Origin of the sequence: Pseudoponticoccus marisrubri (assembly GCF_001482405.1) — a bacterium.
GTDB lineage: Bacteria > Pseudomonadota > Alphaproteobacteria > Rhodobacterales > Rhodobacteraceae > Pseudoponticoccus > Pseudoponticoccus marisrubri.
In genome coordinates, this window is sequence record NZ_LPXO01000004.1 from 271,897 (window position 1) to 284,759 (window position 12,863).

Consider the following 12,863-nt stretch of genomic DNA (forward strand, 5'->3'; position numbering starts at 1 on the left):
CGCCGGACAAATGGCGCGCATGTGGGGTGTGGCGGTCCCGGGGGCGGCCCCCGGGACCGCCACGGGTCAGGCCGCGTCCTGCGCGCCCGGGGCGAAGCGGCGGTAGAAGCTTTGCGTCTTCGCCGCCATGTCGCGTAGCAGGTCGGGGCAGGCGAAGCGCGGGCCGTAGCGCTCGGCCAGCTGGTCGCAGCGCTCGGCCGCGTAGGGCGTGCCGATCATGTCGAGCCAGGACAGCGGGCCGCCCGACCACGGCGCGAAACCCCAGCCGAGGATCGCGCCGACATCGCCCTCGCGGATATCCATCAGCACGCCCTCTTCCAGCGCGCGCACGGCCTCGAGGCTTTGCACGAAGAGCAGGCGGTGCTGCACATCCGTCAGATCGGGCTGCGCCTCGGCCTGCGGGTAGCGGTCCTTGACCACCTGGGACAAGCCCTGCCGCTTGCCCTTGTCGTCATAGTCGTAGAAGCCCGCGCTGGCCTTGCGGCCCAGCCGGCCCTGCTCTTCCATCCAGAAGATCACCTCGTCCACGTCGCCATCGGGATAGGCCTCGCCCATGGCCGCGCGGGTGGCGCGGGCGATGCGCGCGCCGAGGTCGATCGAGGTCTCGTCCACCAGCTGCAGCGGGCCCAGCGGCATGCCGACCATCTTGGCGGCGTTCTCGATCAGGGCCGGGCTGACCCCCTCGGCGACCATGCGGATGCCTTCGTTGATGTAAGGGATGATGCAGCGGTTGGCGTAGAAGAACCGCGCGTCATTGACCACGATCGGCGTCTTGCGGATTTGGCGCACGAAATCCAGCGCCTTGGCCACGGCCCGGTCGCCGGTCTGCTTGCCGCGGATGATCTCGACCAGCATCATCTTCTCGACGGGCGAGAAGAAGTGGATGCCGATGAACTGCTCGGCATTCTTGGAGGCCTTGGCCAGCTCGGTGATCGGCAGGGTCGAGGTGTTGGTGGCAAAGATCGTGTCGGCATCGGTGACCGCGTCGACCTGGGCGGTGACCTCGGCCTTGATCGCGGGATCCTCGAACACCGCCTCGACGATCAGGTCGCAGCCCTTCAGCGCGGCATAGTCGGTGCTGGGCGTGATCCGCGCCAGCATGGCGTCGGCGGCCTCCTGCGTGGTCTTCTTGCGCGCGACGCCCTTGGCGGCGTAGTCGGCCGCATGTGCCTTGCCCTTCTCGGCGGCGGCCATCTCGCGGTCGAGCAGCACGACCTCGATCCCGGCCTGCGCCGAGACCAGCGCGATGCCCGCGCCCATCATGCCGGCGCCCAGCACGCCGATTTTGCGCACCTTCTGGTCGGGCATGTCGGGGCGGTTGGCGCCCTTCTCCAACGCCTCCTTGTTGATGAAGAGCGACCGGATCATCGCCGACGAGGAGGGGTTGACCAGAACGCTGGTGAACCAGCGCGCCTCGATCTTGAGCGCGGTGTCGAAGGGCACCAGCGCGCCCTCGTAGACCGCGCTGAGCAGCGCCTTGGCGGCCGGGTAGACGCCCTTGGTCTTGCCGTTCACCATGGCCGAGGCTCCGACGAAGGTCATGAAACCGGCGGGGTGATAGGGCGCGCCGCCGGGCATCTTGTAGCCCTTCTGGTCCCAGGGTTTCACGAGATCCGCGTCCTTGGCCTCCAGCACCCAGGCCTTGGCCGTCGCCAGCGGGTCGTCGACCACCTCGTCCACGAGGCCGGCGCTCTTGGCCTTTTTCGGATCGGAGAGCTTGCCCTCGAGCAGGAAGGGCGAGGCCGCCATGGCGCCCATCTTGCGCACCAGCCGGGTGGTGCCGCCGGCGCCGGGGAAGATGCCGACCATGATCTCGGGCAGGCCGATCTTGGCCTTGGGCGCATCGGCGACAAAGATCCGGTGCGTGGCCAGCGGCAGTTCCAGACCGATCCCCAGCGCGGTGCCGGGCAGGGCGCTGGCGATGGGCTTGCCGCCCTTGTTGGTCTTGGGGTCCATGCCGGCGCGCTCGATCTTGCGCAGGAGCCCGTGCACCCGCATGATCCAGTCGAACACCGCCGCCTCGGGCGCATCGCCGCCGCGTTCCTTGACGGCGGCCAGCTCGTTCAGGTCGGCCCCCGCGGCAAAGGTTTCCTTCCCCGAGGTGATCACGATGCCCTTGACCGCGTCATCGGCCAGTGCGGCATCGATCAGCCCGTCCAGCGCCTCGACGCCTTCGGAGCGCAGCACGTTCATCGACTTGCCGTCGACATTCCAGGTGATGACCGCGACGCCGTCGGCATCGGTCTGGCAGGTGAAATCGGTCATGTCTTGGCTCCTTTCAGATAGGGGTGCAGGCCGGTCCAGTGATGGTGGCCCAAAGCATTGAGAATGGCCGACATCTTCCAGCGCCCGTCGCGATGGTGCAGCAGGGCCGAGGCCGTGTAGGGCGGCACCACGCGCGTGCCCCGGCGCAGGAGGTCGGTCTTGTAGGTGGCGATGACGGAATTGTCGTCGCAGCGTTCGAAGCCCAGAGGCACGCGCGACACCAGGTCCAGCTGCATCGCGTCGCGCGCCTCGAGGTAGAGGTGGAAATTCGTCTCGACCGCGGCATCGCTGTCCAGCGTCACTGGCCCGGTCTGCGTGATCAGCGAGAAGGGCAGCAGGATGCGGCGCCGCCACCGCGTGATGTCGCCGGTCATGAACGGCTCGGAGATGTCCTCGAGGAACCGCTCGAACGTGGACTGGTCGAAAGGAACCTCGGTCATGGGCTGCCCAGCGCGGTGCCGTTGCGGCGGGTGTAGCGCATCTCTCCCCCGGTGACCTCGACCTTCATGTCGAGATCGGAGTACCAGCCGGTCTCGTCCGGCGTCCGCGTGCCCACCACGACAAAGGCGGCCTCGGTCTCGCCACGGTTGACCAGGTGATGCCCGTTCGCATCGCCCGCCGGGAAGGCGCAGCAATCACCGGGGGCGAGCGGCGTCTCGCCCGTGTCGTCGACCAGCGTCGGCTGGCCCGCGGTGACCACCAGGAACTCGTCCTGCCGCTCGTGCCAGTGGCGCAGCGAGGACATGGCCCCCGGCGCCAGCCGCACGAGGTTGACGCCGAACTGGGTCAGCCCGGCCGCATCGCCCAGCCGCTGCTGGCGCCGTCCGGCCATGGCCGCCCCGTGCGGCGCGGGGTAGGAGGATCCCGTCCGGATCTCGACGGCCTCGATATCGATCTTCGGCATTTTGGTCATCCCTTTCCCGTGCTCCCGGCGGCGGGCCGTCAGGCCCCGTCGCCCAGTTTCTCGCGCATGATCCGGGCCAGCGTCAGCCGCCCCAGCGGATGCATCAGCGTCGTGGCCCGCCATTCCAGGTCCGCGCCCTGTTCCAGCGACATGGTGCTGACATAGCCGGGCAGGACGAGGCGCGTCCCGCTCAGGATATGGGTGCGGTAGCGGCCATAGATCCGCCGCGTGCCCACCATGTCGGCCCCCTTGACCTGCCGCACCAGGTCAGTGACGCCCAGCACCTCGAACTCGGTCATCGAGCGCGCGAATTCGCGTTCCAGCTCGTCCTCCTCGACGAGGACCGAGGTCGATTCCGAGCCCTGCATGAAGAAGGGTAGGGCGATACCGGCGCGGAACGCTGCGTAGTCCTGCGCCAGCAGCGCCTCGGTCATCCGGTCGAGCGCGCTCTGGAACACGGTCTGGACCGCGTCCATCCGGTCCGCCCCCTCGTCCGGCTCGCCAGGCTCTCCTGTCACGCCTGCCTTGAGCACGGCGGCGCTGTGGGCGCTGGCCTCGCGCAGCGCATATTGGCTGTCCACCACGCGCCAGCCCTCGTCCAGCCGGGCGATCACCGAGCAGCTGGTATAGGGCGCGCGGATCGGGCCCTCGGCCCCGTGCAGCAGGGTGACATGCGCAAAACGGATGATCTCGGGCCCGTCGAACAGCGCCGCCTCCACCTGTCGATCCAGCCGCGTGACACCGCTCTCGGCATAGTGGTCGCAGGCATTGTCGAAGGCCGCGCGCAGGTCCGCCGTGTTCCGCAACAGCCGGATGCCGTCCTCGGTGGCCAGCGTCTTGGGCAGGCGGAAAAAGGCGGCGAAGCTGTCGAAATCGCGCGCGATCAGTGCCGCACCGGTGCGGTCCAGCATGTCCTGCGCGATCCGCGCGGCCTCCTCCGCCTGTCGCTCCACCGGCCCCATGCCGCGCCCCGTCAGACCCGCTCGATGATGGTCGCCGCGCCCATGCCGGAGGCGATGCAGAGCGTGGCCAGCCCCGTGCCCTTGCCCGAGCGTTCCAGCTCGTCCAGCAGGGTGCCGAGGATGATCGCCCCGGTCGCGCCCAGCGGATGGCCCATGGCGATCGCCCCGCCATTCACGTTGACCCGGTCATGATCCACCTCGAAGGCCTGCATGAAGCGCAGCACGACGCTGGAAAAGGCCTCGTTGACCTCGAACAGGTCGATATCGCCGATCTCCATGCCGCTCTCGGCCAGGATCTTCTGCGTCGCGGGCACCGGCCCGGTCAGCATGATGGTCGGATCCGTGCCGATCTTGGCCGTGGCCCGGATGCGCGCCCGCGGGGTCAGCCCGTGCGCCTCGCCAAAGGCCTTGTTGCCGATCAGCAGCGCGCCCGCGCCGTCCACGATCCCCGAGGAATTGCCGGCATGGTGGATGTGGTTCACACGCTCGAGATGCGGGTATTTCATCAGCGCGATCTTGTCGAAGCCGGGCATGGCCTCGCCCATCTCCTTGAAGGAGGGCTTGAGCGCCCCCAGCGCCTGCATGTCCGTGCCCGGGCGCATGTACTCGTCATGATCGAGGATCGGCAGCCCGTTCACGTCGCGCACCGTCAGCATCGACTGCGCGAAGCGGTTGTCCTCCCACGCGGCGGCGGCGCGCTTCTGGCTCTCCACCGCGAAGGCATCGGCATCGTCGCGCGAAAACCCGTACTCGGTCGCGATGATGTCGGCGCTGATGCCCTGGGGGACGAAATAGCTCTCCATGGCCAGGCTGGGATCGACGGCGATCGCCGCCCCGTCCGAGCCCATGGCCACGCGGCCCATCATCTCGACCCCGCCGGCGATATAGCCCGCGCCGGCGCCGCCGCGCACCTGGTTGGCGGCAAGGTTCACCGCCTCCAGCCCGCTGGCGCAGAACCGGTTGATGGCAAGCCCGGGAATGGATTCGTCGAGATCGCTGGCCAGCACGGCCGAGCGCGCAAGGCAGCCGCCCTGCTCACCCACCTGGGTGACATTGCCCCAGATCACGTCCTCGACCGCGTGGCCCTCCAGCCCGCTGCGGTCCTTGATGGCGTTCAGCACCTGCGCCGAGAGCCTCAGCGAGGTCACCTCGTGCAGCGCGCCGTCCTTGCGGCCTTTGCCGCGCGGCGTGCGGACGGCGTCGTAGATATAGGCGTCGGTCATGAGGCCTCCTTTGCGTGTCTCAGGCCCGGTCCGAGGGGTTGCCGGGCATCAGGTCGTATGGGTGTTTCCAGCCGTCCAGCGCCTGGATGTTGGACAGCCAGCGGTCGATCTGCGGAAAGGCCGCGCGGTCAAAGCCGAAGGGCTCGTCGTAGAACAGGTAGCCGCAGCAGGTCAGGTCGGCATTGGTCGGCGCATCGCCGACGATCCAGTCACGCCCCTCGAGATGGGCATCGAGGATCGCATAGGTGCCCTTGAGCCGGCCCTGCATGAAGGCGATCACCTCGGCCGGGCGCTTCTTCTCGGGCAGGAAGTTCATCAGGAAGCGGCAGGGACCGGCCATGCCCGAGAGTTTCTGGTTGTCCCAGATCACCCAGCGCAGGATCTCGTAGCGCTGCGCCTCCGTGCCGCCGAAATGGCCGTAGGTATCGCTGAGATATTGCTGGATCACGCCGGACTGGGTCAGCGTCATCGCGCCATCCACCAGCACCGGGCATTCGCCCATGGCGTTGACCTCGGCGCGGTACTCCGGCGCGCGGGTCGCTCCGTTGAAGAAATCCACCTTGACCGGTTTCCAGTCCAGCCCGGCCAGTTCCAGCGCCAGCGCCGCCTTGTAGGAATGTCCCGATTCACCGAAGCAGTACAGTTTGATGGTCATCGCGTCGCACCTTTCGCTGCGTGTCGTGTCGAGGCCGGAAGCGGGGGCCAGCCCCCGCACCCCCGGAGTATTTCCAAAGAGAAGAAACAGCGGGGGCGTCTCATCCCGGGTAACCGCGCGTTAACGTTAATGCGCGCAAGATGGGGGCGCGGTACAGGCTGGAGAGCCGATGACCGCAAGAGGAGAAGCCCTCGCCCGGCAGAGGCGCAGGCAGGGCAGGAAGGTCGACTGCTGCCCGGATCATGGGTCCGATGTGCGACCTTCCTGCTTCTTCTCTTTGGCAAATACTCATATCCGTCCCGTGCCAGTCGCGCTGCCGTCAGAGGCTGCGCGCGATCAGTTCCTTCATGATCTCGTTGGTGCCGCCATAGATGCGCTGGACGCGGGCATCGGTCCACATCTCGGCGACGGCATATTCCTGCATGTAGCCATAGCCACCATGCAGCTGGAGGCACGCGTCCAGCACCTCTCCCTGCGTGTCGGTCAGCCAGTATTTCGCCATGGCGGCCCTCTCGACGCTGAGCGCGCCCTGCAGATGCGCCTCGATGCAGCTGTCGAGGAAGGCGCGGGCCACGGTGGTCTTGGTCCGGCATTCGGCCAGCTGGAAGCGGGTGTTCTGGAACTGGGTGAGCGGGCCGCCAAAGGCCTCGCGTGTCTTGCAATAGGCGATGGTGCGCTCGACCGCGCCTTCCATGGCACCCACCGCGCCGCAGCCGATGATCAGCCGCTCCTGCGGCAACTGCGCCATCATCTGGTAAAAGCCCTGTCCCTCCTGCTGGCCGAGGATGTTTTCGGGCGGGATCTCGACATCGTCGAAGAAGAGCTCGGAGGTGTCGGCGGCGTGGCAGCCGATCTTCTCGAGGTTGCGGCCGCGCTGGAAGCCCTCGGCACCGTCAGTCTCGACCACGACGAGGCTCACGCCGCGTGCGCCCGCGGCGGGATCGGTCTTGGCGGCCACCACGATCAGGTTGGCGTGCTGGCCATTGGTGATGAAGGTCTTCTGGCCCGACAGCCGGTAGGCATTGCCCTCGCGGATCGCGCGGGTGCGGATCGCCTGCAGGTCCGAGCCGGTGGAGGGTTCGGTCATGGCCAGCGCGCCCACCAGCTCGCCCGAGACCATGCGGGGCAGCCAGCGGCGTTTCTGGTCCTCCGTCCCATAGGCCAGCACGTAATGGGCCACGATGCCGGAATGGATGCCGTGCCCCCAGGAGGCGAGGTTGGCGCGCGCCGCTTCCATCAGGATCACCGCCTCATGGCCGAAATCGCCGCCCGCGCCGCCATATTCCTCGGGGATCGAGGGGCAGAGCAGGCCAAGCGCGCCGGCCTGCGCCCAGGTTTCGCGATCCATCATGCCCTGTTTGCGCCAGCGGTCGAATTGCGGCGCCCACTCGGTCTCGATGAACCGGGCGACGGTTTCGCCCAGCATCGCGTGTTCGTCACTCATCCAGCCCATGCGTGCGGCCTCCCTACCGCTTGCGGTCGTCCAGCTCGGCATTGAACAGGCGCAGCCTATGCGCCAGCGCGTCGCTGTCGGTGACGCTGTCGAAATGCTCGAACAGGAAGGACAGCGCCTCGCCCTCGTCGAGCCCGGCCTCCTGCGCGAAGCGCCGCAGGTTGCGGTAGCCGTCCTCGGTCATGGCGACCGGGAAGCGCCGCGTCAGGCGAAAGCGTTTGGGCATGGCGGGCTCCTGTCCTTTTGGTCCGGTGCGCCCAGCTTCGCTTCAGAACTGCGCCGCCTCAAGCGCCATCACGGGCTCGGCCCCGGATTCGATGCGCTTCAGATGGGTGCCCGTCATCGGCAGCTGGCGCGCCATGTAGTAGCGCCCGGTGGCGATCTTGGTCTCGTAGAAGGCGGTGTCACCATCGCCCGCATCCAGCCGGGCCTGCGCGGCCAGCGCCATGCGCGACCACATCAGGCCAAGGCAGACATGGCCGAAGAGATGCATGAAATCATAGGAGCCGGAGAGCGCGTTGTTGGGGTTCTTCATGCCGTTCTGCATGAAATACATGCCCGCCGCCTGCAGGTCCTTGGAGGCCTGTTTCAGCGGCTCGAGGAACTGCGCGTCGAACGCCTCGTCCCGGCCCTTGTGCTCGGCGATGAAGCCCTTGACCATGTCGAAGAAGCGCATGACATGCTTGCCGCCATCGGCGCCCAGCTTGCGCCCCACCAGGTCGAGCGACTGCACCCCGTTGGTGCCCTCGTAGATCATGGTGATGCGGGCATCGCGCACGAACTGCTCCAGCCCCCATTCACGGGTGAAGCCCGAGCCACCCAGCGTCTGCTGCGCCAGCACCGTGGTCTCGAACCCCTTGTCGGTCAGGAAGCCCTTGATGACCGGCGTCATGAGCGAGATCAGCCCCTCGGCCTTGGCATCCTGGTTGCGATGGGCGCGGTCGATCAGCGCGGCACCCCAGTAGGTGAAGGCGCGGGCGCCTTCGACAAAGGCCTTCTGGTCCATCAGGTTGCGGCGCACATCGGGGTGCACGATGATCGGGTCGGCGGGACCGTCGGGGTTCTTCGTGCCGGTCACGTCGCGGCCCTGAAGCCGGTCCTGCGCGAAGCCCAGCGCGTTCTGGTAGGCCACCGCCCCTTGCGCGAAGCCCTGCAGGCCCACGCCCAGCCGCGCCTCGTTCATCATGGTGAACATGGCGCGCATGCCCTTGTGCTTCTCGCCGACGAGAAAGCCGGTGGCGCCGTCATAGTTCATCACGCAGGTGGCGTTGCCGTGGATGCCCATCTTGCTCTCCAGCCCGCCGCAGCTGACCGCGTTGCGCGCGCCGAGGCTGCCATCCTCGTTGACGAGGAACTTGGGCACGATGAAGAGCGAGATCCCCTTCACGCCCTCGGGCGCGTCCGGCAGCTTGGCCAGCACGAGGTGGATGATGTTGTCGCACATGTCGTGCTCGCCGGCCGAGATCCAGATCTTCTGGCCGGTGATGGCATAGCTGCCGTCGTCCTGCGGCTCGGCCTTGGTGCGGATCAGGCCCAGATCCGTGCCGCAATGCGGCTCGGTCAGGTTCATGGTGCCGCCCCATTCGCAGGTCACCATCTTCGGCAGGTAGGTCTGCTTCTGGTCGTCCGAGCCATGCGCATGAATCGCGTTATAGGCGCCATGGGTCAGGCCGGGATACATGTTGAAGGCCATGTTGGCGGCCGAGAACATCTCGCCCACCGCGGTGGCCACGACGTAGGGCAGGCCCTGACCGCCGTAGTCGGGATCGCAGTCCAGTGCGGTCCAGCCACCCTCGCGCAGCTGGTCGAACGCGTCCTTGAAGCCGGTCGGCGTGCGCACCACGCCGTTCTCCAGCGTGCAGCCCTCGGCATCGCCCACCGGGTTCAGCGGCGCCAGCACGTTCTCGGCCAGCTTCGCGGCCTCGTCGAGGATCGCCTGAAGCGTGTCGCGATCCAGCTCGTCATAGCCGGGAACGTCATCGGCGGACAGCTTCAGCACGTCGTCGAGCACGAAGATCTGGTCCTTCACGGGCGCCGTGTAGATGGGCATGCGGGTCTCCCTGGGGTGGTCGGCGGTCGGGTTACTCGGCCGCGTTCTTCTGGTTCATCGAGGCCAGCACGCGCTCGCCCCATGTCATCTGTTCCTTCAACTCGTCGATCGCGGCGGTCAGCTCGTCGCGCTGGCGTTCCATCTCGGCGAGTCGCTGCCCGGCGATCTCGTAGGTCTTCTGGATCTGCGTGCGCTGCTGGTCGCCCTGGTCGTACAGGTCCAGCAGCTGGCGGATCTCTTCCAGGCTGAAGCCGAAGCGCTTGCCGCGCAGGATCAGCTTGAGCCGCGCGCGGTCGCGCCGGGTGAACAGCCGTCTCTGTCCTTCGCGGATCGGGAAAAGCAGCTCTTTCTGTTCGTAGAACCGCAGCGTGCGCGGCGTCACCTCGAACATGTCGCACATTTCCCGGATGGTCATCAGTTGGTCGTCGCTCATTCGTGTTTCCCCTCGGTCACCGTAGACTAGACGGTCGACTTGCGGGTTCTGTTCCCTGCATACAATGGGAATTTCGGTTGACGTAACTCAGACGCCGCGTCACTTCTTTGTTGACGTAAGATAAGGCAAGGTCAACCCGGGCAATCGGCAACTTTGTTACAAGCGCTTTGGCCGGGTAGCGCGCGGTCTGCGGCCCCCCGGCCAGTGGTGCAACTTTGGCGAGAGTGTGCGGGATCAGGCGAGGCCGAATCCGCTGCGCAGCGCGGGCGACAACTGCAACGCCAGGTAGCCGATATAGAGCGCGAGAAAGATGGCGCCCTCGCGCCGGGACAGACGCCAGCCGGTCACCGCGAAAACCACCAGCAGCGCGGCGGCCAGCAGCATGGCCCAGACGTCCAGAACGATGATCTGGCGCGGCACCTCGATCGGCGAGACCAGCGCCGTGACGCCGCCGATGCCGAGGATGTTGAAGATGTTGCTGCCCACCACGTTGCCGAAGGCCACGTCGGAATGGCGGCGCAGCGCGGCCATGACCGAGGTCACGAGCTCGGGCAGCGAGGTGCCCACCGCGACCAGCGTCAGGCCGATCACCGCCTCGGACAGGCCGAAGCCGCGCGCCAGCACGATCGCCGAGTCGACGAGGAACCCCGCGCCGAAGACCACGCCGGCGATACCGCCGGCGGTCAGGGCCAGCCCGGTCAGCACGCCCATATGGGCCGGGGCGGCGTCATCCGCCTCGGCGCTGCGCCGCTCGGCCGAGGCCGCACCGGCCCGCTCGGCCAGATAGGTCGAGACCGTGTAAGCCCCCAGCAGGGCGATGAAAATGCCCCCGGCCAGCCGGCCCAGCGTGCCGATCAGCGCGACGGCGACCAGCAGCAGGCTGACCGCGATCAGCACGCTGCCATCGCGGCGAAAGGCGTTCCGGCTGGTGGCCATCGGGTAGATCACCGCAGAGGTGCCGAGGATCAGCAGGATGTTGGCGATGTTGGAGCCCACGATATTGCCCACGGCCAGCCCCGGCGCGCCGGCGGAGGCGGCCTGCACGCTGGCCACCAGTTCGGGCATCGAGGTGCCGAAGCCGACCAGTGTCAGCCCGATCACCAGCGGTGACACGCCCAGCCGCGTGGCCACGCCGACGCTGCCGCGGACCAGCGCCTCGCCGCCGGCCAGCAGCAGGACGAGGCCGCCAAGAAGTTCCAACCAGACCATGTCGTCTCCCGTTCTGCGCACCTGCACGACCGGACCGGCCCGCTGCGCCCGCGCTCAGATGGGACGCGGCTGACCCGCGCACAAGGGCGCCGCCTGCAAATCTTGTCGCAACCATGGGGCGAGCCATGCGACCCAAGCGCCGAGACCCTTAAGCGTCGTTGGTCTCCGGGCTCAGCCCCTTCGCCTCAAGCGTCGCCGCGGTCTCGTCCCGAAGCGCCTTGAGCTCGTCCATGGCGTCCTGCAACTGGCACTGCTGCTCGGCCAGTTCCAGCAGCTGGCGGTCGGCCATCTTGATCCAGGCCTGCATCTGGGCGTCGGTGCCGTGCTTCTCGTAGATCAGCAGCCATTGCCGGATCTCTTCCAGCTGGAAGCCGAACTTGCGGCCGCGCAGGATCAGCGTCGTGCGGGCGATCTCGCGCGGGCCGTAGAATCGCGCGCGCCCCTCGCGCTCGGGGGCGAGCAGCTCGATATACTCGTAATAGCGCAGGGTCCGCGGCGTGACGTCGAACCTTGCGCACATCTCCTTGAAGCTCAGACGGGTCTCGGCCATCGTCCCACCCCTGTTACGTGTGCCCCGGCGCTGTATACCAAGGTATGTAACCAGCCGCGCGCTGTCCACCAACCCCCCGGCGAATTGGCGGGTTGCAGCGGATCGGGCCGGTGCCCATAACTGGACCGGTCCGAGGCGCCGCAGGAAGACAGCATGACAGCCGAGAAAGCCCGCATCGCGCGCGAATTCATCGAGAAGATCCCGCATTGCGCGGCGCTCAACATGTCGATCACGCAGATCGGCGAGGGCATGGCGCAGATCGAGATGCCCTATGACGCGCGCTTCATCGGCGATCCCGACACCGGCGTGATCCATGGCGGCGCGGTCTCGGCGCTGATGGACACCTGCAGCGGGGCGGCGGTGATGAGCCATCCGAGATCGCCCGCGGCCACCGCCACGATCGACCTGCGCATCGACTACATGCGCCCGGCCACGCCGGGACAGACCATCGTGGCCCGGGCCGAGTGCTATCACATCACCCGCTCCGTCGCCTTCGTGCGCGCCACGGCGATGGATGACGACGTCGAGCGCCCGGTGGCCACGGCAACCGGCACCTTCACCGTGGAGCAGCGTTCATGAGCCGCGCAGCCCCCGATCCGGTGCAAGTGGTCAAGCAGCGGCGCGACGCGGCGCTGGGCTCGCTCGTCTCGGGCGTGCCCTATATCCAGTACCTGGGCATCCGCTTCGACCGGCGCGGTGACGAGCTGACCGCGATCCTCGCCTATGACGACAAGCTGATCGGCAACCCGGCCCTGCCGGCGATCCATGGTGGCGTGACGGCGGCCTTTCTCGAGATCACCGCGATGATGACGCTGAACTGGACCTGGCTCTGGCCGGATATCGAGTCGGGCGCGCTGGACCCCGATGCGCTGGCCGCGGGCAACCTGCCGCGCCTGCCCAAGACCATCGACTTCACGGTGGACTACCTGCGCTCGGGCCTGCCGCGCGACGCCTATGGCCGGGCGCGGGTGACGCGGCTGGGCCGGCGCTATGCCAGCGTGCAGGCCGAGGCCTGGCAGGACAATCGCGACCGCCCCATAGCGCAGGCCACGGCGCATTTCCTGATGCCCCGCAAGGAGGGCTGAGCCCGGCTTGACGCCCCGGCCGATCCGGTGTCCTGTCCGGCCGACCGCGCCCCGCGCGGGGAGCCGGCCCGACG

Annotated in this window: 14 protein-coding genes; 2 read left to right on the forward strand and 12 right to left on the reverse strand. The window is 67.7% G+C overall.

Features of this window, described 5'->3' with window-relative positions; all coding sequences use genetic code 11:
- Window positions 1–66: 66 nt before the first annotated feature.
- From AVJ23_RS09335 to AVJ23_RS09390, 12 genes are all read right to left on the reverse strand, one after another.
- On the reverse strand, window positions 67–2,265 hold the full coding sequence (locus AVJ23_RS09335) for a 3-hydroxyacyl-CoA dehydrogenase NAD-binding domain-containing protein (protein WP_058861904.1): 2,199 nt from the start codon (window positions 2,263–2,265) through the stop codon (window positions 67–69).
- The gene (locus tag AVJ23_RS09340) at window positions 2,262–2,705 is read right to left on the reverse strand and encodes a hypothetical protein (protein WP_058861905.1); all 444 of its coding nucleotides are present in this window, start codon (window positions 2,703–2,705) and stop codon (window positions 2,262–2,264) included. Before AVJ23_RS09340 ends, AVJ23_RS09335 begins: the two co-directional genes overlap by 4 nt.
- The gene (locus AVJ23_RS09345; protein ID WP_058861906.1) at window positions 2,702–3,169 is read right to left on the reverse strand and encodes a cupin domain-containing protein; all 468 of its coding nucleotides are present in this window, start codon (window positions 3,167–3,169) and stop codon (window positions 2,702–2,704) included. The genes AVJ23_RS09340 and AVJ23_RS09345 overlap by 4 nt, the downstream gene beginning before the upstream one ends.
- 38 nt (window positions 3,170–3,207) lie before the next feature.
- Window positions 3,208–4,131 carry a hypothetical protein gene (locus AVJ23_RS09350; RefSeq protein ID WP_058861907.1) on the reverse strand — a complete coding sequence of 308 codons (924 nt, stop codon included), beginning with the start codon at window positions 4,129–4,131 and terminating at the stop codon, window positions 3,208–3,210.
- Window positions 4,132–4,142: 11 nt separating this feature from the next.
- Window positions 4,143–5,354: an acetyl-CoA C-acetyltransferase gene (locus tag AVJ23_RS09355; protein ID WP_058861908.1), complete on the reverse strand. Its 1,212-nt coding sequence runs from the start codon at window positions 5,352–5,354 to the stop codon at window positions 4,143–4,145.
- Between the two features lie 19 nt (window positions 5,355–5,373).
- Window positions 5,374–6,009, reverse strand: a complete 636-nt coding sequence (locus AVJ23_RS09360; protein ID WP_058861909.1) for a glutathione S-transferase family protein — start codon at window positions 6,007–6,009, stop codon at window positions 5,374–5,376.
- Window positions 6,010–6,328: 319 nt separating this feature from the next.
- Entirely contained in the window at window positions 6,329–7,462 is a 1,134-nt protein-coding gene (locus AVJ23_RS09365) for an acyl-CoA dehydrogenase family protein (RefSeq protein ID WP_058861910.1), read from the reverse strand.
- Window positions 7,463–7,475: 13 nt separating this feature from the next.
- Complete coding sequence (locus tag AVJ23_RS09370; RefSeq protein ID WP_058861911.1) at window positions 7,476–7,688, reverse strand: hypothetical protein; 213 nt, start codon at window positions 7,686–7,688, stop codon at window positions 7,476–7,478.
- A gap of 42 nt (window positions 7,689–7,730) precedes the next feature.
- Complete coding sequence (locus AVJ23_RS09375; RefSeq protein WP_058861912.1) at window positions 7,731–9,512, reverse strand: acyl-CoA dehydrogenase C-terminal domain-containing protein; 1,782 nt, start codon at window positions 9,510–9,512, stop codon at window positions 7,731–7,733.
- A gap of 31 nt (window positions 9,513–9,543) precedes the next feature.
- On the reverse strand, window positions 9,544–9,945 hold the full coding sequence (locus AVJ23_RS09380) for a MerR family transcriptional regulator (RefSeq protein ID WP_058861913.1): 402 nt from the start codon (window positions 9,943–9,945) through the stop codon (window positions 9,544–9,546).
- 234 nt (window positions 9,946–10,179) lie between these two features.
- On the reverse strand, window positions 10,180–11,154 hold the full coding sequence (locus AVJ23_RS09385) for a calcium/sodium antiporter (protein ID WP_058861914.1): 975 nt from the start codon (window positions 11,152–11,154) through the stop codon (window positions 10,180–10,182).
- A gap of 148 nt (window positions 11,155–11,302) precedes the next feature.
- Window positions 11,303–11,704, reverse strand: coding sequence for a MerR family transcriptional regulator (locus AVJ23_RS09390; protein WP_058861915.1), 402 nt, complete (start codon window positions 11,702–11,704; stop codon window positions 11,303–11,305).
- A gap of 153 nt (window positions 11,705–11,857) precedes the next feature.
- Here AVJ23_RS09390 and AVJ23_RS09395 point away from each other — a divergent pair, with 153 nt between their 5' ends.
- Window positions 11,858–12,283, forward strand: coding sequence for a PaaI family thioesterase (locus tag AVJ23_RS09395; protein WP_058861916.1), 426 nt, complete (start codon window positions 11,858–11,860; stop codon window positions 12,281–12,283).
- The gene (locus tag AVJ23_RS09400; RefSeq protein ID WP_058861917.1) at window positions 12,280–12,789 is read left to right on the forward strand and encodes a PaaI family thioesterase; all 510 of its coding nucleotides are present in this window, start codon (window positions 12,280–12,282) and stop codon (window positions 12,787–12,789) included. Before AVJ23_RS09395 ends, AVJ23_RS09400 begins: the two co-directional genes overlap by 4 nt.
- Window positions 12,790–12,863 lie beyond the last annotated feature (74 nt).